A 21,054-nucleotide genomic window follows, 5' to 3' on the forward strand; every position below is an offset into this window, starting at 1 on the left:
GTCAGGCTCCCGTATTGTGATCGCCAAGGTCGGTCTGTGCGCTCATCGTCGAATCCATGCCCGCGTTTTTCGTGCCCGATTCTCCTTTGCCGTTGGAGAGGAGTTTCTGAGAACCGGTATGCTGAGATCCTACACCATTGCCGCCGGAATATCCCGACGAGTTGCCCAGTCGGGACTGGGCGTATTGGTCGACGGTTTGGAGTGTTCGCCGCGTTCCGGTCCACGCCGCCGCCTTGCTGAATTCGTCCATGTCGACGCGATTGGCCGCCGAGAAGCCCAGCATCTTGGGAACATGATGCGGAATGAGCGAGATCATGGCGAAGGACTTTATCGCGACGATGATATGCAGCAGAACGAACACGGCGAGCAGGACGATCAGGCCGATAAGGTTCGTTACGAACCAGCCCTTCTCGAGAACGAAGTGCACGGCGACGCCGAAACTCATTCGGATGAGCCAGGAGATCGAGGAGAAGATGAAAAAGCCGGTGAAGAGGCCGAGAAGCATGAGAACGGGGCGGAACAGGACGTTGAACAGCAATTCATAAACCTGAATGGCGCGGCCATGCAGGCCGGCTCCGTCGAATGTCATATGCGCGAACATCATTAGCGGCACCGCGATGACCGCTTCGATGACGAGGATGAGATAGCCGGTGACGCCGGCGATCCACATGACCCAAGGGATGAGCGGCAGCACATAGGCGATCATCAGTCCCGGAATGAGGAGGGCGAGGAGGCCGAAGAAGAGGGGGGTCAAGAGAGCCTTGAAGATGTCCGCAAGGGCGCCGGCGGTGATGGCGGCGGCGGTTCCGGCAAAGTTGCCTGTGAGAAAAGAAAAAACTGCGGTGCCTGTTTGGATCGTTCCAGATGAAGCGGCGATGGCGACGCCATAGGCGGCCAGCGAGGCATTGACGAGGTATTGGCCGAGGGTGATGAGCCCCCCGAAGGGATCGGCCCATTGATTGCCGGTCGGGGATATGTGGTTTGCTATGAAGTTCAAGAGAGGTTCGCTGAGATTGATCGAGCGAAATATCCTTTCGATCCACGACCGGCCCTCGCTCGAGGCTGCAGTGCCGAAAGTATCGGAATTGCCGGTTGGAGGAGTGTCGCCGTCGACCGTGTTCACGTAAGTCTTCAGCGAGGAGGCGAATTTTGTGGTCGCGCCGAGGAGCGGAGCGAGGTCGGTCTTGAGGGATTGGCTGAAGCCGTTGTAGTTCGGGCCGTTGACGATGGGCATATTGTCGAGAAGGGAGAGGGTGCGTCCGTTCAGTTGAGCGAAGGTGAGATAATAGGACCCGGCGGACGCCCAGCCGAGCGATGAAAGGCTGGTGCTGGTGTTGCTGGGGAGGCCGATTTTTCCTTCGCGGGCGTCCTGCGGTTTGAGGGCGTTTTGAAGTTGCTTTTGGATGTCAGTGGCGGCCGTTGTGAGTTGTTGTTTGTAGGCGTCTGTCGCGTTGGTGAAGGTCGCCTGCAGCGGCGTGAGCGCGGATGTCTGTTTGGTTTGCCAGTAGTTTTTTGCGACGCTTTCGGCATCCTTGCGAATGGTGGCGATGATCCCTTCGAGAATCGTCTTCTGCTGCGCGGTCATGTCGGTGTCGACACCGACGATTGGCTGCGAGCCGGCGGACGGGTCGCTGACGGTGATGGTGCCGCATGCGGGTGAGCCGCTCTGGTTCCCCGGCGACAAGTTGTACGCCCAGGTGACTGAATTGCCGGAGATCGTGGTGGGAGTGGGGGCCGGCGCGATCTGCGGGTTGGCGGTGGCCTCGTTGACGAGGGCGCGGCAGAGTTCGTTTTCGATGATGCCGAGGACGACGCTCTTTGTCCCGGGGATCATCGGCGTGGCGATGATCATGGCGTCGGGGCCGATGGCCTTGATGGCGTTGTCGTAGACGGACTTCGCCATGCCGATGCCCCACATGGCGGTCTGCACGACGGCGGCCTGGCCGATAGAGTAACCGGAATTGACTGGGAACATCATGATGGCGGCGAAGCCGATCCGCACGGCGAACAGCGCGGTCATCGAATTGGTGAGGAGATTGCTCGTTTCCGCCACGCGAAAAATATTGTGGATCGAGAGGTAGCTGAGATAGGCCATGGCGAGGGCCATGGTGAATCCGGTGAGCTGGCCGAGCAGGTGGCCGATGACGGTGGCGGCGGCGCCGGTGCATCCGCCCCCTTGCGCTCCGCCCGCCTGCCCTCCGCCCGTGCACGGGCTTCCGTTCATCGGGAAGACGGCCCTGATCATTTCGGCCGCCCAATCCGTGCCGGGATCGAGCGCTTGCCAACTGACGTCATAAGTCTGCGGGGCGGGGGCCTGGGCCAGCGCCGGCGTGAGGCAAGCGAGGGAGATCAGGGCAATCCAGAAGGCGGCAAAGAGGCGGCGCGACATAATGTCCTCGCGGTTTGAGGAAGTGTCGAAGCTGTCACGGGCGTGCGCGAATGCGGTCATGGGCAATCATGGACCCGGGCTCGGGCTCGGCGCAGCTCGGGAATTGGCGTCGGCGTCGTGGCGGAACAGGCTGCGGATCTTTTCGAGGACTTTGTCGACGAGTTCGCGGGCCTTATCGCCGAGATGTTCGAGCGCGCTTTTCCCCTCTTTCTTTCCGGGAGTGTTGGCGGCGGCCTCGCCGACTTGCCCATCGAGTTTTTCGAAAAAGGCGCTCCATTGCGCGCTTTTGGGATGGGAGGCGAGCGTCTCGGCGATCGTCTCCCGGTGTTTTCCGTATTGCCCGAGCGCTTCGGCGGCGCGCTCGTAGCCGGAGCCAAAGGCGCGGTTGTCTTTGAGCGCGGCGTTGTATTCCTTGCGGAGGTCCTCAAAGGGCCCGCCGTCCTGCATCCCTTCGATAACCGCCTGCATGCCGCCCTTGTTGTTCTTGGCGGCCTCCTGGATGCGGTTGAGGACGGCGACGCCGGGCGTCTGACGGAAGGCCTCGAGCGCCTCGACGGCGGCGTGCGCGGATCTCTCGGCGGCGTCGATGGCTTTTTCGTCGCGGCGCGCCTTCATGCGCGATGATTCGAAGTTCTGAAGGCTCTGCTTGACTTCGGCTCGATCCAATTCTTGCTGCGGCTGCGCTTGCGCTTGCCGACGCGCATCGCTGGGGGATTGAAGGGTGACCCCCTCAAGGACTCTGCCGACGCCGCTGGCGGCCTTGCCGGCCGCGCCGAGGGTTTTGCCGAGCAGGCCGCCGATGACGAGCTTTTGCTGAACGACCTCGATTTCATGTTTGGTCGGCTCGGGCTCGGAATAAGGTTCTGTCGGCTCGGGACGCGATGCCTGCGTTGCTCGCGCGGCCGCGGGGGCAGCTTGAGAGTTTTGATGTGGCGCCGGCTTTTGAGCGTTGTTGTCGTCGTTGGCGGGAGCCGCGGCGGCGGCGGCGGGCGCTTTGACGGGTTGCTTTGGGTCTGCGGGCTGAGCGGGGGATGCTGCCGGTTTTGTGGGCGCGGGCGTTTCTGCTGGTCGGTTCGGCGCCGGATCAGGATCAGGGTCGAATGCGGCCATTTGGGCGATCGGGTCGTTGATGCGCTGCGATTTGGCGGTCGGTGGAGAGATTTCGGGATCGACGGAACGGGCGGCCGGCGGCTGTGGCCAGTCTCGTGGTGGTTTTGCCGCGTCGGACCCGGCAGGCGCGGCGGGAGCCGCAGTCGCCGGGTGTTCAGCGGCGGGCCGCGCGCTGTCGGGCGCGGCGGGGTGTGCGGAGGCCGACGCAGCGGCTTGGAGGCGCGGCGCGACCAGCACCTCGTAGGAGAGCGCGTTGACGTCGTTTTGGATCGTTTTGGTGTTCTGGTCGGTTTTGCGGGCGACTTCGACGGCCTTGTCGCGTAGCCTCGCAACCAGTTCGGAATTGTCGATGGTCGGCGTGCGCTGCAGGAGTTTTTGGAGTTGTTCGTTTTGGAGCCCCGGGCTGGTCTCGGCCAAGCGGGTCAACTCGTCGCGAATATTCTGCTGGATGGGGATGGGTCCGTTCAGCTTTTCGACATCCTGAAGCGCGTAGGCGAGCTCGGTTTTGAAGCGAGGATTGTCGACGCGGTCGAGAGGCTTTTCCCAAAACGAGCGAGAGGCGCTGTCGATTGCGGCCGCGAGTCTGGGATCGCGCGCTTCGATTTGCGGGCGCAGCTGTTCGAGCCGCTGAATGAGATCGGCTGTTTCTCTGACCGCTGATCTCTTTTGCTCGACGCCTCGGTCCGGGCCGGCTGGGGGCCCGGCGGTCGGTTCGTCCGTCCCAGGACCGATCGATGAGCTGCGATCGGCGGCTGCCGTGTCCTTGGCGGGGGGTTCTGTTTCCTGCTTCGACGATTCGATGTGGCGCGGCGGCGCGGCAGCGAGCTTGGGATCGAGGTCGTGTCGAGGCGCCTGGTCTGGTTGGTCGGCCATGATTTGATGTTCCTTGGATGAAACGCGTTGAAAAGTTTTTGGCGCAACGGCGAGTGGGGTTTGGTCCCGATCTCGTCCTGTCGCTTATTGATTCGCCATGTTCGGAGTCGGAAGTTCGACGGCTGGTCGGACATCATGCTCCGCCGCGGACGCGAGATGAGTGGCGTTGACGGCGGCGTTCTTCATCGCCATGCGATAGTTTTCGAGGAGCAGGTAATTGGTGACGGCGAGCTCGTTGGCGATCTCGCGCTCGACCGCCGCCGGCGGCATGCTTTGGAGTTGCGCGGCCCAGTTGACGTCGCTGTAGCGGCGATGCACGTCGAGTTGCAGCGCCTGCAGCCAGGAGCCCGTGTCGACGGGGTCGAGGCCCTCGTCCTTCATCTGTTTTTTCTGCTGGGCGTTGAGCGGCACGGAGGGAGATTGTGCGGCGAGCACTTCGTTGATCACGTTTCGAGCGAGCGACATGCGTGCTTCGTATTTGCGGCGGCGCACCGAGGCCTCCTTGCCGTCGAGAGAGGCCAACTGGGCGCCGCGTTGCGCCGTGGGAACAATCGGCTGGATTAGGTTGGTGACGTAATCATTGGCGGCGTTGACGCCATCCTGGCCGTCATATGTGCCGGTTCCGAACAGGCTGGAGGCACGTTGATCCGCGTTTTCTCGTTTCGACGCGGCGCAGAGCCCGGCGGCGGCTTCGTCCTGGGAGCAATAGCGCGCGTAGTGAAGCATGTTGATCGCTTCGACCGCCTGGGACGTTCCGTAATAGGCCGGCTGGCCTTTCTTGGCTTCGCCGCGCTCGTCGCCGACATCCTGGATCGCCGTCGCGACTTTCCACGACTGTCCGGCGCCGACAGTGATCGTTTGCCCATTGTCGAGATGAGCGCAATGCAGCGGATTGACGACGTGTTCGTCGCGGATTTGCGCATTGCGCTTGTCGCGTTCGAACCGCGCCATGGCGTTATTGGATGCGTCGGCGATGTCGCGCTGGGCCGAGATCTGCGCCTTGGAGTAGTTGGCGTTCTGCGTGAAGCCCTGACGGAGCAAGGTGGTGACGTCCCCATAGGTGCTGGAGCCGAGCAGGCTGGCGATAGGTCCGCTCAAACCGAGTTGGCCTGTTATGCTTTTCAATATCCCGTTGGCCTGGTCCTGGAGGGCCTTTAGCCCCTGTTGGATGCCAATGGCGGTCATGTCGATGACCGCCATTTGAGAAACGGCGGGGCTTGCGCCGAAAACGACGGCGCCGATGAGAACGCCGACCGTCGTGGACGTGAGAAGAGAGGCTTTTTTCATGGGTTGTCCTCACCAAAGGCCCATCGTGTTGGGCAATGTGTAGCCGGTCGGCGCGCGGCCTGCGCCGTTGACATAGAGACTGCCGCTTCCGCCGCTTCCGCCGACGCCGATATAGCCCATGGGGGGACCACCGCCGCCGAAACTCAGTTTTGGACAGGAGAGTCCGCCGCCCATGCCGCCGCCGATGCCGCCGAAGTTGAACGACCCGAGATTGAACCCGGACATGGTGATGCCGCACTGCTTGTTGCCGAGGGCATTTTGCCAGGCGTTGGTGATGGCGTTGCAGATCTGCCCCTTGATGGCGTTGAACAGATTGGTCGGATCGAGCAGGTTGACGATCACGTTGAGGCCGACGCCCTTGAGGATGTTGTCGAGACAGGTCAGCGACTTGATCGACTGCGGTGCGGCGATGTCTTTGTCGTCGGCGGCGATGCGGGCGGCGGCGGTGTCGGCCGCTCGCTGATAGAGCGTCGAGCAGGCGGCGCTGCCGGTCGGCTGAGAGGATTGCGCCAGCGCGCCGGTGGAAATGGCGGCGAGCAGGGCGACGAGGGTGAAAAATCTCTTGCTCATCAAATGACCTTTCGTGCGGCTCTGTCCTGTTTGTGTTCGATTGCGCAGATGACGAGCGAGGACATGCGTACGGCCGCGGTGATGCGAGTGAGAAGCGCGCGTCGGCTGGCGAATTGCACGGCTTTTTGGATGGCTTGGGAGGCTCCGCCGGCGTTTGGCGTGAAGAGGCCAGCGAGCAGCGCCTCTCGGTAAGGCTTGTTTGGTTCCGTCATCCAATCGAGCAGGCGGAGGAGGCGGGCGCTTCCGAGCTGCGCCAGAACCGAGTGGAAAGTGGTCCGCGCGGGGTCGGTCTTGAGACGTTTCGACAAGCCTTTCGGATCGAGAGCATAGGCCTCGTCGAGGGCGACGCCGAGCGCGACGACGGCGGTTTCGATGGTCGGGTTCAACTCCGCGCGACGGGCCGCGACGGGGAGTTCGTTCCAGGCGTCGAGTTCCTCGTGATCGAGCCAGGAGATGGATCGGGTGCTGAGATCGGGCATCGGGTCTCCGTTGTTGCAAACAGGATCCGTCGCGAGCGCGCGAATGACGATCGTGTTTTTTCAACGAGCGATCGAAACGGCGTTGTCACGGACAGTGACGCGAAAGCCGAGCGGCCGAACCGCCTCTCGCAACACCACCGGCCATTGCCGTCCGCCCTGCCAGTCGACGAGCGCGGCCGTGTCGGTTCCGGGGCCGAAACTGACTTTGACGGGAGCGGGGACGATTTGCCGGACGGCGAAAGCGAGTGGGACTTTCTTGCCGAACCCGCGCGCGGAGATCGTCTTGGGAGTGTGACCATCGCGCCGCTTTTCAACCGGTTTAACGGTTTTGCTGATTGAGGGGTCGGCGGTGGACGGTGCTTCAATCACGGCGGGCGGGTCGGACGTCGTCGACTCGGGCGGCAGCATGGCGAAGTCGGCTCTAGCCGGACCGAGCGAGGAAAACAGGGCGATGATCGGCAGGACCGGGATTGAACGCATGACCTAGAACCTCCGTTGGAAATCCGGAGTGTCGAGGCTGTGCGCGCGAATGCGGAGGAAAATGTCTTGCGCGGCTCACTGGCGGTGAGCCCTCGCGCGAGGGCGATCGAAAGCAGCGGCGGATGGCGCTGGCAACATAATATAACATATATGGGAATGGTCGCGATTAGGGTGATTCGGTTGGGTGGATTATGGGGTGGTTGAGAGATGGCCAGGAGAAAAGAAACGGATGAGAGTAATGAGAGCAAGGAATTGCTGGAGGCGATCGGCGAACGTGTAAGAATGTTAAGAAAGGCCGCGGGGTTAAACCAAACGCAGTTGGCGGAATCCGTTGGCCTACACCAAGGCTATATCCATTTGGTCGAGGCGGGGAATCAAAACATCACCGTGGCGGTTTTGAACCGGTTCGCGATCAAGTTTAACACCCCGATTGGCAGTTTCTTTCCAGAGGTGCAGCTTCAAGAGGCGTCGGATGAGGCGTTGACGCATCTCGTGAGTGTGGTCGAAAAATTGGCCGAAGCGCTTCAGGCTCGTGGAAGGCGAGATACGCAGCTTGTGGAGGAGATTGAAACCTTGGTGTCTTCGGTTCGTCGGCGATTGGAGAAGAAACCAAAGAAAGCGAACGGAGTGACGAAGGAGGGATGAGGGGGCAAGGGGAATATATAGATTATTCTTGACTGTATGAATATAAGGTATTATTGATCTGCTCCGGTGCTATTCGCCGGGCCGGATCTCATGCTCCATCGCCAAAGTCAGCCTTCGGTTCAGAACCCGCGCGGAGCGCTCGGGGTCGAATGGGCTGGCTTTTTCCTTGCCCTCGTCGGCGCGGCGCTGGTTAGCGCCGACGGTGTCCTCGAGGGCATGATCGGCGCGGGCCTCGGGCTCGAGGCGATAAGTACGTATCTCGGGTGCGCGCGAACGCAGATACTCGACGAGATAGCGGCGCGCGGGATCGTCGTCGCGCCCGAGCAACTCGAAAAACCGCTCAGGGCGAGAAGGGGCGGCTGGTCGGCCTGTGACCACATGCTGCTCATCGCGGCCTGGTTGTGTGGCATTCCGGTTGCGGCTATCGCCGAACTCGTCGGGCGAACGCGCGGCGCTGTCTACGGCAAGCGCCGGCGCATCGGGCTGGCGCCGCGGCGTCGGAAATCGGCCAAACAATCACGCAAGACAAGGGATGCGGACGCCGCCGCACCGCCGGTCAGGCGCGCGAGGCGGACCAGACCGCGCCCCGCCGTCGCCGACCCTCCCTCACGCGATCCAGTTCATGCGCGGACGACGCCGTCGCAGGGTGGATCACAGCAAGTCGACGAGGTAATCGCCTGCGCCGATACGGCGACATCGTTGGTCGCTGTCATTGGCCCCGAGAATCCGTGCATTGATGGCGTGGAGGCGCTGGATCGGGACGACAGTGGACGCCCGACCCTGGAGGTGGTCGCGAACGACCGTGACTCTGCGCAAGCGGTGGGCGGAGATGATCTCGCCGCAATCGCGCAGGAGGCGCCCGCCCGTCAGCGGCTAGCACGGGCGCGGCGCAGCGGCTCGGCAAAAAAATCCACGAAATCCAACAAGAATTCGGCCTCAGCCGCAACATCCCCGCCGCGCGCGTTGGAGCCGGCGGTTGCGGCGGCGATCGCGGCGTTCCAGGAACGCCAGGTCTACCGGGACGTGGTGCTGTATGGCCGCCATAAGGACGTCCCCCGGACCGTGGAGTTGGCGGTGCGGGCGCTCGGCGGACAAATGGTCGCGTCGATGGTGAGCGCCATGGGCGAAAAAAGCGAAAGCACCGTCAAATCCTATTTGCTGAAAATGCATCTGTCGACGGCGAAGAAGCTGCTGATCCACGCCGAATTCGACGTTGCGACGTTCAGGGAACGGCTGGATGGGATGTACCGGCCGCATTTCGGCGTGGAGGAGCGGCGATTGTATTTCAGAAACGACAAGGACCAGCTACGGCACTGTAAACTCCGCGACGAAAACGCGCGCCGTAAGCGACGAGAACGAGAGAGGGCGGCGGCGGAAAAGAGAGCGGCGTCGCCGCCCGCTGTGCCTGCCAATGTTGTCGTCTATACGATCAACAGGAAGTCGATTAGTTTACCAAGTTTGAAATGCCTCGAAGATTCGCGCTCGCCGTAGAGAGACCGATTTTTTTTGCCAATCCCTGTTTCCTTGGCGTCTTGAAGCCATCGCGCTGGCGCGCACATGATCGCGGCGCGCGCCCTTTTTTTTGCGCATGTGACGACGGGTCTGTCGCAATGCGCGTTTTGATGGCGCGATTTTGGCGACCACGCGGACGACGCGATTCGATCCGTTGATGATTGAGAGTCTTTTCCGGTCTCCAATTCGACATGTGGAAGGATTGGCGTTCCGGCGAGCGCGTCCGCGCGCACTGCACGAAATGCCCGCTCGATCAAATCAGCGCAATTGCAACATGCGGCCGCATGGCGTCGCGCCCTTCTGCATCGGTCGTGCGCGAACAGCCGACGCGGGAGGCGGCGCGCGCGACTTACGAACTATGTGCGGATGAGGCGCGTCGTTGGGCCGCAGAGGGGTCGATCGCGACGCTCCGTTCTGGTCTCCGGCGATGTCTATGCAGAGACAATCTGTCGGGTCAAACCGAGATTTTGCTGGATGCGAATGCGCGCAATGTGATCGCTCGACCGGCCCGTAGGTTGTCAACTGGGTTGCCGGCCTGTGTCTTTGCGCGGTCGAGCGACCAAACAATGCAGGAGTGATTTGAAATGGCGTGCGCGTTCGCGCGTTGAGCGGCGAATATCGCTCCATGCAAAACGAACATGCAGCGATCACCCGCAGACTATCCGACCCGGATTTTCAGGCGTCTCTCGTCAGCAAGTGCATTGGGCTTGCGATCGGTTCGTCGGTTCTGCTGACGGCCTTCGTGGTCCATGACGTGTATGTGTGGACGCATCCTCCGACGCCGAAATATTTCGTGATCGACGGTCGGCAGACGCGCGCGGTGACGGCGTTGGACAGTCCGGTCATCGACGATGCGCAGATGCTCGAATGGTCCACGCGGGCGATCCTTGCTCCCTACAATGTGAACTACAACGATTACCCGCAGCAACTGAGCGCGGCGACTCGTAAATTCACGGTGCGAGGCTGGAACTCCTTCGCCACGAGCCTCATGGACACGAAAAATTTCGAGGCCATGAAGCGGGCGATGCTGCTCTGTTACGCGCAGGCGCAGCGGGCGGCGATCATTAGCGAAGTCACGAGCGTCGGTGACGCGCTCGCCTACCGCATCCAGGTTCCGATCGTTCAGACCTGTCAAAACAGCAATCAGAGCAACACGCAGAATTTGATGATCAAGGCGCTCGTCGTGCGGACGAACGCCGAGGATCGTCCGGACGGATTGGCGATCGACGAGTTCGTGGCGGTTCGGCAGTGAACAGGGAAGGGACGCGCATGTGGCGAAGATCGACGATATTGGGAGTGGCCGCCGCTCTGGCGGCTGCTTCGCCGTGCATGGCGCAACAGGCGGCGAGTCTGCCGTACTCGGCGAACGGCGCCGGGGGCCAAGGCGGGGGGCAGGCCGAGGCGGCGACCGGTTCGTCCGACCGCGTCGCCAATATCATACCGATGACGCCGGGAATGATCCGCGACTTGGGCAAGAGATTCGGCGACAACAAACGCGCGCAGGAACAGGCGACGACGGAGTTCGCAGCGCCGGGGAGTCGGCGTGTAACCGTTTCTTTCACGCCGGGCCAGGCGGTCAACATCATACAGACCGTCAAGGGCTATCCCACCGCGCTGTCGTTTTTCGACCGCACCGGCGAACCGTGGCCGATCGAATGGGACACCAACTCCAATCCGGCGGCTGTGGCGGACGGGTCGAATTGCAACACTGGCCCGAACTCCGGAGGGCCGGCGGTCGCCGCCACCGGCTTTTACGTTTGCACGCCGAAGAAGGGCTCGAACGTCCTGGAAATCACGCCGATGTCGTTGCAGCCGCGCGGCGGTTTGGTGGTGACGCTGCAGGGAGCGCCGAAGCCGATTAGCTTCTTATTGGTCGGCGGCGGCGGCCGCTATGACGCGGATATGAGCATTCAGGTCGCCGATCGCGGCCCCAACGCCAAAGCGGGGGCTATTCGCGGGCCCGCGCCCGACACCGCCGCGCCGTTCTTGACCGCGATGCTCGACGGCGTGCCGCCAGCGGAGGCGACGCCGCTCTCGGTCCAGGGCGTCTCTCCGGATGAATTGCGCGCCTGGCGGCTCGGCGACCGCGTCTATTTGCGCACGCGCCTCACGCTGATCTCTCCGGAATGGACGGCGTCGGAGGCGGCCGAGGGCGGTCTCACCGTCTATCAGGTGCCGGCGACGCCGGTGGTGCTGCTGTCCCACTACGGGCGCACCGTGTCGGCTTCCCTTACGGAGGATTGAGATGTCTGGTTTTGTGTCGAAAAATTCGTTCTTGTCGCTTTTGCGGGGGTTCAATCGAGCCGGGAGGGGAGGGCCGGCGCGGCTCTTGACCATCGCCGGCGTCGGCGTGTCGATGGCGGCGCTCGCAATCGGCGCGTCGTCGATTACTCATCCGCCTGCCCCGGAATCATCGGTCGCGAAAATGCCGGAGGTCGACGCGTTGCCGGGCGGGATGCAGAGCAATGCCGCGCAAGACGCGTTGCTCCTGCGCCACGCGCAGGACAAGGCGCGACAAGCCTTGGCGAACGGTGAATCCTATACGCCGCCGATGCCGGCGAGCGTGCCGCTGAAGATCGTGGATACGCCCGCCGCGGTGGAGACCGCGAAAGAGGAGCCGCCGCCGCAGCCTGTCGTTCGTCCGGTCCCCGAACCGGCGCCGACGTATGTCCCGCCAGAAGAATCGCACGACGAACCGGCGCGCTTTGAAAAGATCGCGTCGACGAGCGAGACGACGGGCGCGGCCGAGGATGCTCAATACAAGCAGGCGGCCGGAGATTTGTTCCGGCAGTGGGAAGCGCGCCCGCCGCGCACCGACCTTGTGCTGACGCCGGCGGCGGACGTCGTCGGCGATGTGCCGCCGGGAGCGCGTTACGAGGACGGCGCGGAACGGGCCCCGCGCGGTTATCCGCAATCGCGTCAGGCGCGGCCCGCGCCGGAGATGGTGCTGGTTCCGGCGGGGCGCGGCGTTTACGCACATACGATTGTTTCGGTGAATTCCGACACCGGCGGGCCGATCGTTTTGGAGGCGGACTCCGGGCCTTTGGCGGGCGACCGAATGATCGGGATGTTTTCGAAGAATCAGATGAATAGTTCATTGTTCGGAAACACCGATCGATTGATCGTGCAGGTGCACACGATCGAACATCACGGGCAAGCCATTCAGGTGCGGGGCCTCGTGATTGCGCCGGACTCCATGGAGACGGCCGTCGCGACGAGCGTGGATCAGCATTACTTCGAGCGCTTCGCGCTGCCTGCCGCGGCGGCGTTCGTCGCTGGGCTCGGACAGGCGATCGCCCTATCGGGGTCCACGATGCAGTTCCTGCCGTATGGCGGCTATGCGACGAGCTATCGCAATCTCGATTTCCGCCAACAGGCGGGAATCGCAGCGGGCGCGGCGGGGGCGCAGGTCGGGCAAACGCTGCAAATGCAAACGCCAAAGACCTCGACGGTGTATCTCGCGGCGAACGCCGGCGTCGGCGTCGTGTTTTTGCAAAACGTCGTGGCGCCGACGTCCGCCGAGACGTTCTCGCCAGCCGGCCTCAACACGAAATAATTCGCGCCGCGCATTGCGTCATTCGCGCGGGCGCCTGCGAATCTTTCGATCTACCGGTCACAGGAGGAAACGATGAGCGACGCTGCTGCTGAACTGAATTTTCCCGCCGGCGAAGACGCCGACGCCGTCATGCTCGGCGTGCTGGGCCAGGATGTCGAGACGGTGTCCGGAGTGAGCCCGGGGACGCATAAATGGAGGGTGTCCGCGAAGGGCGTCGGGGACGCGGTTTCGTCGCGCTTCACGCGGCTTCAGGCGGTTCTGTCAGACGGCCTCGCCGCGATTGCGGGAACTGACCGCCAGAGCGAGGGGAGAAGTCCGGAAGGAATTGAGCCGGCATTGGCGGCGGACGATAAAGATGGTCCCGTTTCGTCCCCGAAGCCGATGTGGCGGCGCGCCGACGTTCTCGGGGGCGCGTCTGCGATTGCGCTCGGCGCCGTCGTTATGGGAGCGGTCGCGTTTTGGCCCGATGGGAAGGACGGTTCGTCTGCGGCCCCCGTTTCGGAAACGGGGCTGATGGCGCCGGCGGCGAAACTGGCGACCGCGCTGCGACGCGACGTCGCGCCGGTGGTTGTGGAGCGTCCGGCCGTCGCGCCGACGCAGCAATTGATCAAGGAAGTCGAGTCTTTGTGGGAAAGCGGAGCGCGGTCCAAAGATCGAGAAAAAGCCTCTGATGCAACTTCTGGGACAGTTTCGGGCGTCGGGGCGCCGAAGGAAACCGCAGCTGTCGTCGCGCCGACGGTGAGCGAAGTGGGACTGGCGACGTCCGCCGGGGAGCCAGCAAAATCACCTGCCGTCGGCGGGGCGGCGGTGGGTCCCGCCAATCAAACGGTCGCGGCGGTCGCCGCGCATGACACGGAGGCGAGCGCGAAGAAGAAGCTGGAAGATGGGCCGCGCGTCGCGTCGGTCGTGAAGGACGCGACCATTAAGGGGGATGACGCGAAGGCGGCGCCTGTCGACGAAACCAAGCTCTACAGCATGATCACCGAGGTCTCCACACTGGTGCGCCGCACGCGCGAGGAAGTGGCGAAGATTGCAGGCGAGCATCAGAAGTCGACTAAGGCGGTAGAGGCAAAGCTCGCGGACTTCGAACGTCGCCTCAATCTCGGAGAAGCGCAGGGGGCTCTGAACGCCGCGAAAGCGACATCCATCACACCGCCGGACGCTTCGCCAACGAATTCCGCGCCGTCGCCGGCTTCAGGCGCCCAGAAGGGCGTGATTACAGCGTCGTTATCGACGGAAGCGCCCGCCGCGCCGCCGGCCGCCCGCTATCGTGTTCAGGCAGCGTCGCCTGGTCTTGCGATGCTCTCCGAGATTGATCGAAGCGGCGACGATGTTTTGCCGTTGCAAGTGGCGGTTGGCGCCAATGTTCCGGGATATGGGCGCGTCACAAAGATCAGCCAGCGCGGGAGCGAATGGGTCGTCCAGACCGAGAAAGGTTCGATCCGCTAAAAGGTTGGATCCGACGGAGGCGACATCGTGCAGGGACTTGTAAATTTTGCTGGTCAAATCGGCAATGCGATCGCGATCCTATTGCCGACTTTTTCTTATCTTGCCGCGATCGGCCTGTTCCTGTCGTCCACATGGGGGTTTTGGATGCAGGCGCATCCGCATAACCCCTTTCGCGGCCGTCCGTGGGTTCCATTCGTTGCGCTGCTGTTGTCGGGGGCGTTCGCGTCGTTCCCGTCGATTCTCACAATGGCCAACAACACCGCCGGCACGAATCTGCAGGTCCAGGTGTCGGCGTTGACGAGCTACACCGCGCCGACGGTGAGCAGCGGCGTGCTGGGTCAGACACCGGGCGACGCGGTCGTCAATGTCGTCAAGTTGTTCCAGGGATTTTTCCAGGCGTTTGGGGCGATGGCTTGTTTTTTCGCGATGTTGACCTGGAACGCCGTGATCGGCGGACGCAGCAGGCGCAGCGCCGGGGGATGCGGAGTCCAATTCGTGTTCGGAATCATGCTCATCAACATCGTCACGGTTTCGAGTTGGCTGGTGGCCGTTTTCAAAGCGTGAAAGATCGGAAGATGCAGTTTCCTCACCGAGAACGGTTGGCCGATGTGGAAAAAGCGGCCGTGAGACGAAACCAGATCATCGATCTGGCGTTTTTCTGCGCCCTGGGCGTGACCGTCGGCGCGCTTTGGATATTTGGGGAGAGCGTCGGACGTCTATCCCTGGCGTCTTTGATGTTTTCAACGACGTGCTTTGTCTCTGCCTGCGCGCGATTGGCGCTGTGCGGCTGGCGTCTGAACAAATGGGACAAATTCGGATTTTGGGATAGCCGACCCGAACAAGGCGTGTTGGTCACGTTGCGAAGCGACCTGGCGAGCTGCGTGCTGCTGTCGATCGCCGGCTTTGTGTCGTGCGCAATCGGCTTCACGCTGTTGGCGTGAAGACGCGGAGACCAAAGGAAAGGACAAAAGGGCAATGTCGACATTGGAAAGCATCAAGAACTCGCCGACGGCGATCTCGTTGAGCGGCTGGGTCCTCTTTTATTCGGGGCTATTGTCGGTCGTGGGTCTTTATCTGGCAGTGGGCGTTGTCGCTTTACTGGGGGAGCAAGGAGAAATCCCGCTGGACTTCGCGTTCAGGATGGGCGGGTTGTTGACGGGCGCGGCGGCGGTCACTGTTTGCGTTTTCGCCTGGGCGCTGCGTCGATGGGCGCGGCACTTTTCTTCCAACGCCCGCCGTTACGGGTTGTTCGATATTGCGATGATTGCGGTGATCGGATTGGCGCTTTGCGCGGGGATCTGGTTTTTGACGTACAGCGCGGCTTGAACGCCGAACCAAAAAAAAGAATTTGACTTGCAAAAAAAGAATTTCGTCGTTCGCGCGTTCGCGTCGGATCCTTTGCCTCGAGGGCAGACCATCTGCTCTCGTCACCAAAGGAGATCGAAGTTGCTGACTTTTCCCAAACTCAAATCCCGCCTGGCTGCGGTGGCTGCCGGTTCGTTGCTCACGGTTTCGATGGGGGCGACGGCAGCTTATGCGCAGGCGGCGGGCCAGACGCTCGGCGCTCAGGTGCAGAACATCGCCAAAGAATTTTCAACGGCCGGTGGGTTCGCCGGCTCGACGGCGATGTATGTGGCGGCGTTGGTCACATTCGTCGCTGGCGTCTGGTTTTTGTGGCAATCGCGTCAGCCGGAAAACCGCGAGAGCGGCAAGGTCGCCGCGGGACTGACCGGTCTCGTGTTGACCGGGTTGTTCGTGGCGGGCGGGTCGTGGATCCAGAAGGCCTCCTACACGACGACCGGCGCGGGCGCGAAGGTGAACGATCAGGCTGGCGTGATCACGTTCCAGTAGGCGTGATGCGTCTGTCCCCGCTTCCCAGCCGGTTCGCGCGTGGTCCGTCGCTCTCGGGCGCGGACTGGGGTTCTGAGTTTTTTCGGCGCATCGGCGGGGCGCGGGTCGTCGTAGCTCTTGCCGGTTCAGCGGCTGTGAAGCCGAGAACTGGCAAGGGCGTTTTCACTCTTAAAACAGGCGAGCGATTACGTATGCGATTGTCGACAAAGCAACAACGCATGATGGGGCGGTGATGCGCGTGCAGCCGCTGGTGTTATCGGTTCGCGCCGGGTCCGTGAATGCGACCGGGGGAGAGCGTTCCCGCGTTGTCTCGGGGCGTGAGCGACAGGGCGGAGACGTTCTCGGCTTATGTCGGTTTTGTGGGGGCCCGATCTTTATCGGGCAAGAGAGATTTCATCTCGATGACGATCATTCCAACCAAGATTGCGGAATTTCGGCGTCGAGTTGTCCTTTGTGCCATCTGACGCAGCATCTCGAGCGGCCCGAGATCGATCGCGAAGCGACGTTAATCTGGCTGCCGGAAGTGACGCAGGGCGTGCTGAACGCGCTCGTCTGGGACATTCATCTGACATTGGCGAAGCATGGCAGGCCGCTGTGCCTGGACCGGCTTTCGTTTTCCGCCCCCCCGCCCGCGCGCGTCGCCGCTTCGGCCTATGCCGCGTTGAAAGATCGCGGTCTCGCGGCGCTAAGGCGCATCGGCACGACGTCGCCACGCGATCTCGCGGAGGCGCTGCTGCGGTTGTCGCCGAGTTCTTACGACCGCCGCGCGGAGCTTCTGGGCGGCGCGCGTCTGCTTCCGCTCGGGCGCTTCCTTTGGAACGGGCGCGACGTCTATCCGCAATTGGTCGAGACTTTGAAGAGCAACTCGAAACGACAAGACATATCGGCCGCTCGGCGGTTTCAGGAAAAGGACCTTACGCAATGAGGACTGGACTTCGATATTCGGCGATCTGTTTCATCGTCGCTTTGGCGGGTTGCGGCGATGAGCGCGCCGCCAACGAGAGCAACTTCGGCGCGGCGTTGTCGAAGGCTCTCGGGCAAGACGTGTGTTTGGGGTACAGCCTAACGAGGTTGCTCGATCAATTCATCACGCGGGAGGACGCGGTTGTTCGCCGGTTCGACGTGTTGGTGCGCGCCGGGCTGTTGAAGAACGATCAGATCGAGGAGGTACCGCAAATCACCGGCGGCGTAGTGAAGATGTGGACGTATAGTCTGACGACGAAGGGCGAGACGTTTTATCAGGAAAAGGATATCGCCGAGAATATGTTCGAGCCGGCGAAAACCGTGAAGAGAGGAGATTTCTGCTACGGCAAGTTGGCGCTCGGGTCGGTCCTGAAATGGGAAGGGCCGCGCCGGAACGGCGATTACGCCGAGGCGACCGTAACCTACACATACAAGATCGCTGATGCGGCCGATTGGTCCGCGGCGCCCGAGATACGGGCGGCGTTTCCGCGCGTCGGAGAGATCGCCGACAGCTCCGGCAAATTGGAGACGCAAGACGTGGTGCGGCTTACGAACTTGGGATGGGAAGCTGGGCCGTTGTCGATCGTCGAAGGCATGAGGGCGGCGGGCGCGGTCAAATAGCTCGCGCAAGGTCAGGGGAAGCGCGAATCGAGATATCGGACTCGGAGGAATTCTGGTGTTGAATTTGATTTCGCGCGGCCTCGCCGCTGTGTCCTTGATGGTGAAACAGCCGCTGGCGAGTTTTTGCGACATCGAGACGTCGCACGCCAACGCGCTGGTCACCAAGCAAGGCGATTATCTGAGTTTCATTCGGCTCGGCGGGATGCGGCGCATGTCGACGCGCGCCGATATCGAGCGGTTGGCGAACGCCATGCGCATCGATATTTCGGGCACTCTGGAAAACAGGGGCCATGCGATCGTTGGCTGGTATGCGTCAGACCCGGATCTCGCGGCGGTCGAAATCGAACGGGTCAATATGGGGGCGTGCCGGGAAGTCGCGAGGGAGATCGGACTCGATCTCCATGACATTCTCGATGAACGCAAGAAGCTGTGGACCGGCACTATGCGTTGGGAAGCGGCGTATTTCGTTCTTTGGACGCGCGCCGGGGCGCTCACCAAGGAAGAGCGCAAGCAGATGAAGGAGGAACAGGCGGCGTTGGCCAAGAAATGCGACAAGATCGGCGACGCCCAAAAGTTCTTTTTGCGCAGCGAGGTGATGGCGGCGCGCCATGCGGGGTTCGTGTCGCGCGTGCTGTCGTCGCTGAAAGGCCTGGATGTAGCGGCGACGGAAATCTCGGCGCATGACGGCGTGATTGTCGCGCGCGAAGCCATGTATCGCGAAACGGTCGGCTCCTCTTGGCGTCCGATATTCGTCGGCGACGGGTTCCGACCACGCTGGCCCGACGAGGGCGACAAGCGGCCGCCTCTGGAACTGCTGATGTGGCCGCCGCTGCGGGACCACTTTTTCGACTCCGACGCGGTCGTGCTCGATGGGCAACGCGTCGAACTTGGCCTCTTCGATTATGGGGCCGTCGACATGACGCTCGGTCCGGAGGATCCGCGACCTTTCGTCGAACTTTCGTCGCGGCTCGGCCAGGACCGCATTCCGTGGCGGGTGTCGTTTGTGATCGAGGGGGGCGGCAATTCCGACATGCAGCTGAAGCGCGTCGGCGCGAAGTTCTTGTGGATGTTTCCCGGAAACAAGGATGTGACACGCGCCTTCGAGTTTCTGGACCATGAGCGCGAAGCCAACAATCACATCGCCGTGCGGCTCCGCGCGTCCTTCGCGACCTGGGCACCGTTTGGCGAAGTTGGGAAGTTGAGACTTCGTCTGTCGACGCTGAAACAGCGTCTGGAAGCCTGGGGCAATTGCCGGGCGACGACGGCGATCGGCGATCCGCTCGAGGGCGTCATGAGCAGCGTGCCCGGTCTCGCACTGACGTCGACGGCGCCGCCGTCGGTGGCGTTGGTCGGGGATGTGTTCACGATGTTGCCGTGGGGCCGGACGGCGTCGCCGTGGGAGAGAGGCAGCATCCTCTTTCGTCAGCCAAATGGCGCGATGTGGCCGTATGATCCCTCCGGCGGTTCGAAGCGGCCCGCGGTGACCGACATATTCGTTGCGCCGCCGGGGTCGGGAAAGTCGGTTCTGGCGAATACGATCAATCTCGGCCTGTGTCTGAGCCCGGCGGCGCTCGGGGCGCGCGGCGCGAAGCTGCCGCTGATTGGCAAGCTGGATATCGGGGACTCGGCGGAAGGGTTCGTGCTGCTGGTGCAAGAAGCGCTGGGGCCGAGTCGTCGGCACGAGGCGATTTTCACGAGGATGCAGTTTGCGCCAGGCTTCGAGTTCAACGTGTTCGATCTGCAGGTGGGGTGCGAATATCCGCTGCCGCTCGAAAAAGCATTTTTGCAGAATTTTCTGGCGTTGATCACGCTGCCGCCGGATCAGAGCACGCCTTTCGAGGGAATGAACCAGATGATCGGCATCGTGATCGACGAAGCCTATCGTCTCTGCACGGATGTTCCGGGCGCATCGCCGAAACGTTACCGCCGCGACGTGGAGCCTGCGGTCGATGCGGCGATCGAAAAATATCGGATCGACCTGCACCACGAAGAGCCGCACTGGCGCGATGTGGTGACGGCGTTATGCAACGTCAGGGAATACCGGCTCGCCGAGATTGCGCAGCGTCATGCCGTCCCCTTGTTGCAAGACTTGATCGGCGCCGTGCGTACGGATCAGGTGAAGGATATGTTTGGCAAGTTGACGATCTCCCTGACGGCCGAGCAGGCGTCGGATCTGTTTGAGCGTTACATCTACGACGTGATTCGAAAGTTTCCGACGTTGAACAGCCCGACGAAGCTCGATTTCGGGCCGGCGCGTGTCATCGTTATGGATCTGGCGGAAGTGGCGCCGTCCGGTTCGGCGGCGGCGAACCGTCAGACCGAGATGATGTATATGCTGGGCCGGCACATCATCGCGCGCAATTTTTTTCTCAAGCCCGACTATCTGCCTCTGGTGCCGGAGCATGTGCGCGGCCACCACCAGGTTCGATTCCAGGAAACCTACGAATCTGTAAAGCGGCTCGATTACGACGAGTGGCACCGCACCCAGGGCAGTCCACAGGTGAGGGCGCAGGCCGAACTCGATGTCCGTGAAGGCCGCAAGCACAACACGCAATTGGGCTTTGCGAGTCAAAGATTGAGCGACATGGGAGACGGGATCGTCGCGCAATCGACCGGACGCTTCGTTTTGCGCGCCGGCGACGATACCGAGGCCGAAGACATCATTGAGCGTTTCCATCTGTCCGATGCGAGCGCCGACGTCGTGCGGTTTCGGCTGCATGGACCGGGCGCGGCAGGGGCGCCGTTTCTGGCGGTGTTGCAAGCGGACAACGCCAAATACGAGCAGATGTTGGTCAACACGCTTGGACCGATCGAGCTCTGGGCTCTGTCGACGACGCCTGGCGATCGGGCGCTACGCAATCGTCTCTACGACCGGATCGGCTTCCGCGAGGCGCTGCGCCGCCTCGCCAAGATATTCCCAGGCGGTTCGGCCGAGAAGGAGATCGAGGAACGCAAAGCCAAACGGTTGAGGCGCGGCGAACTCGACGCGCGCGCGGAGTCGGGGGTCGTCGACGAACTGACCGCCGAATTGGCGGACGCCCATGGCATCGGCGCCAAGCTTCGTTACGGGGACGCGCGCAACGAGCATCTGGAGATCGCCGCGCAATAGGCTGTCCGGCGTCGGGTTGGAATGGCAAAAAGATTTCGGTTTCGCCGCATGAGAGCTTTGTCATTCGCGCGCTTCAGACGGACGATCGGCATCGTGAAAGATCGACTTGACGATGGGAGAAATGTTCATGGCCAGCGTGCGCATTCAGATTCGTCCAAAC

20 protein-coding genes are annotated in these 21,054 nt (G+C 62.2%); 13 read left to right on the forward strand and 7 right to left on the reverse strand.

Annotation, left to right across the window (positions count from 1 at the left end; genetic code table 11):
- Position 1: 1 nt before the first annotated feature.
- From QZ964_RS06330 to QZ964_RS06355, 6 genes are all read right to left on the reverse strand, one after another.
- The gene (locus QZ964_RS06330) at positions 2–2,449 is read right to left on the reverse strand and encodes a DotA/TraY family protein (RefSeq protein ID WP_292530036.1); all 2,448 of its coding nucleotides are present in this window, start codon (positions 2,447–2,449) and stop codon (positions 2–4) included.
- Positions 2,450–2,455: 6 nt separating this feature from the next.
- Positions 2,456–4,372 (reverse strand): hypothetical protein, encoded by a 1,917-nt coding sequence (locus QZ964_RS06335; protein ID WP_292530039.1) that lies wholly within the window; start codon positions 4,370–4,372, stop codon positions 2,456–2,458.
- Between the two features lie 84 nt (positions 4,373–4,456).
- Positions 4,457–5,659, reverse strand: a complete 1,203-nt coding sequence (locus QZ964_RS06340; RefSeq protein WP_292530041.1) for a hypothetical protein — start codon at positions 5,657–5,659, stop codon at positions 4,457–4,459.
- Positions 5,660–5,668: 9 nt separating this feature from the next.
- A complete protein-coding gene (locus QZ964_RS06345) occupies positions 5,669–6,229 on the reverse strand; it encodes a hypothetical protein (protein ID WP_292530043.1) in 561 nt (186 codons plus the stop codon).
- Positions 6,229–6,708, reverse strand: a complete 480-nt coding sequence (locus QZ964_RS06350) for a hypothetical protein (RefSeq protein ID WP_292530044.1) — start codon at positions 6,706–6,708, stop codon at positions 6,229–6,231. Before QZ964_RS06350 ends, QZ964_RS06345 begins: the two co-directional genes overlap by 1 nt.
- A 60-nt stretch (positions 6,709–6,768) precedes the next feature.
- Positions 6,769–7,188 (reverse strand): hypothetical protein, encoded by a 420-nt coding sequence (locus QZ964_RS06355; RefSeq protein ID WP_292530046.1) that lies wholly within the window; start codon positions 7,186–7,188, stop codon positions 6,769–6,771.
- A 207-nt stretch (positions 7,189–7,395) separates the two neighbouring features.
- Here QZ964_RS06355 and QZ964_RS06360 point away from each other — a divergent pair, with 207 nt between their 5' ends.
- Positions 7,396–7,833 (forward strand): helix-turn-helix domain-containing protein, encoded by a 438-nt coding sequence (locus QZ964_RS06360; RefSeq protein WP_292530048.1) that lies wholly within the window; start codon positions 7,396–7,398, stop codon positions 7,831–7,833.
- A gap of 69 nt (positions 7,834–7,902) precedes the next feature.
- Here QZ964_RS06360 and QZ964_RS06365 read toward each other — a convergent pair whose 3' ends face one another.
- Positions 7,903–8,160: a hypothetical protein gene (locus QZ964_RS06365; RefSeq protein WP_292530049.1), complete on the reverse strand. Its 258-nt coding sequence runs from the start codon at positions 8,158–8,160 to the stop codon at positions 7,903–7,905.
- A gap of 51 nt (positions 8,161–8,211) precedes the next feature.
- Between QZ964_RS06365 and QZ964_RS06370 the strand changes: the two genes are divergently transcribed.
- The 12 genes from QZ964_RS06370 (at position 8,212) to QZ964_RS06425 (ending at position 20,894) form a co-directional block, all read left to right on the forward strand.
- The gene (locus QZ964_RS06370; protein ID WP_292530052.1) at positions 8,212–9,324 is read left to right on the forward strand and encodes a hypothetical protein; all 1,113 of its coding nucleotides are present in this window, start codon (positions 8,212–8,214) and stop codon (positions 9,322–9,324) included.
- 610 nt (positions 9,325–9,934) lie between these two features.
- The gene (locus QZ964_RS06375; RefSeq protein WP_292530054.1) at positions 9,935–10,597 is read left to right on the forward strand and encodes a DotI/IcmL/TraM family protein; all 663 of its coding nucleotides are present in this window, start codon (positions 9,935–9,937) and stop codon (positions 10,595–10,597) included.
- A gap of 17 nt (positions 10,598–10,614) precedes the next feature.
- Positions 10,615–11,589: a DotH/IcmK family type IV secretion protein gene (locus QZ964_RS06380; RefSeq protein WP_292530057.1), complete on the forward strand. Its 975-nt coding sequence runs from the start codon at positions 10,615–10,617 to the stop codon at positions 11,587–11,589.
- 85 nt (positions 11,590–11,674) lie between these two features.
- Positions 11,675–12,901 (forward strand): DotG/IcmE/VirB10 family protein, encoded by a 1,227-nt coding sequence (locus tag QZ964_RS06385; RefSeq protein ID WP_292530059.1) that lies wholly within the window; start codon positions 11,675–11,677, stop codon positions 12,899–12,901.
- Between the two features lie 72 nt (positions 12,902–12,973).
- The gene (locus QZ964_RS06390) at positions 12,974–14,350 is read left to right on the forward strand and encodes a hypothetical protein (protein WP_292530061.1); all 1,377 of its coding nucleotides are present in this window, start codon (positions 12,974–12,976) and stop codon (positions 14,348–14,350) included.
- A 144-nt stretch (positions 14,351–14,494) separates the two neighbouring features.
- Entirely contained in the window at positions 14,495–14,914 is a 420-nt protein-coding gene (locus QZ964_RS06395) for a hypothetical protein (RefSeq protein WP_292530064.1), read from the forward strand.
- Positions 14,830–15,291 carry a hypothetical protein gene (locus QZ964_RS06400; protein ID WP_292530066.1) on the forward strand — a complete coding sequence of 154 codons (462 nt, stop codon included), beginning with the start codon at positions 14,830–14,832 and terminating at the stop codon, positions 15,289–15,291. The genes QZ964_RS06395 and QZ964_RS06400 overlap by 85 nt, the downstream gene beginning before the upstream one ends.
- A 43-nt stretch (positions 15,292–15,334) precedes the next feature.
- Positions 15,335–15,676 carry a hypothetical protein gene (locus tag QZ964_RS06405; protein ID WP_292530068.1) on the forward strand — a complete coding sequence of 114 codons (342 nt, stop codon included), beginning with the start codon at positions 15,335–15,337 and terminating at the stop codon, positions 15,674–15,676.
- A 120-nt stretch (positions 15,677–15,796) separates the two neighbouring features.
- On the forward strand, positions 15,797–16,201 hold the full coding sequence (locus QZ964_RS06410; protein WP_292530070.1) for a hypothetical protein: 405 nt from the start codon (positions 15,797–15,799) through the stop codon (positions 16,199–16,201).
- A gap of 451 nt (positions 16,202–16,652) precedes the next feature.
- On the forward strand, positions 16,653–17,126 hold the full coding sequence (locus tag QZ964_RS06415; RefSeq protein ID WP_292530072.1) for a hypothetical protein: 474 nt from the start codon (positions 16,653–16,655) through the stop codon (positions 17,124–17,126).
- Positions 17,123–17,785 (forward strand): hypothetical protein, encoded by a 663-nt coding sequence (locus tag QZ964_RS06420; protein ID WP_292530073.1) that lies wholly within the window; start codon positions 17,123–17,125, stop codon positions 17,783–17,785. Before QZ964_RS06415 ends, QZ964_RS06420 begins: the two co-directional genes overlap by 4 nt.
- 55 nt (positions 17,786–17,840) lie before the next feature.
- Positions 17,841–20,894, forward strand: a complete 3,054-nt coding sequence (locus QZ964_RS06425; protein ID WP_292530075.1) for an ATP-binding protein — start codon at positions 17,841–17,843, stop codon at positions 20,892–20,894.
- The last annotated feature ends 160 nt before the right edge of the window (positions 20,895–21,054 follow it).

This window comes from Methylocystis sp., from assembly GCF_021731785.1.
Classification (GTDB): Bacteria; Pseudomonadota; Alphaproteobacteria; order Rhizobiales; family Beijerinckiaceae; genus Methylocystis.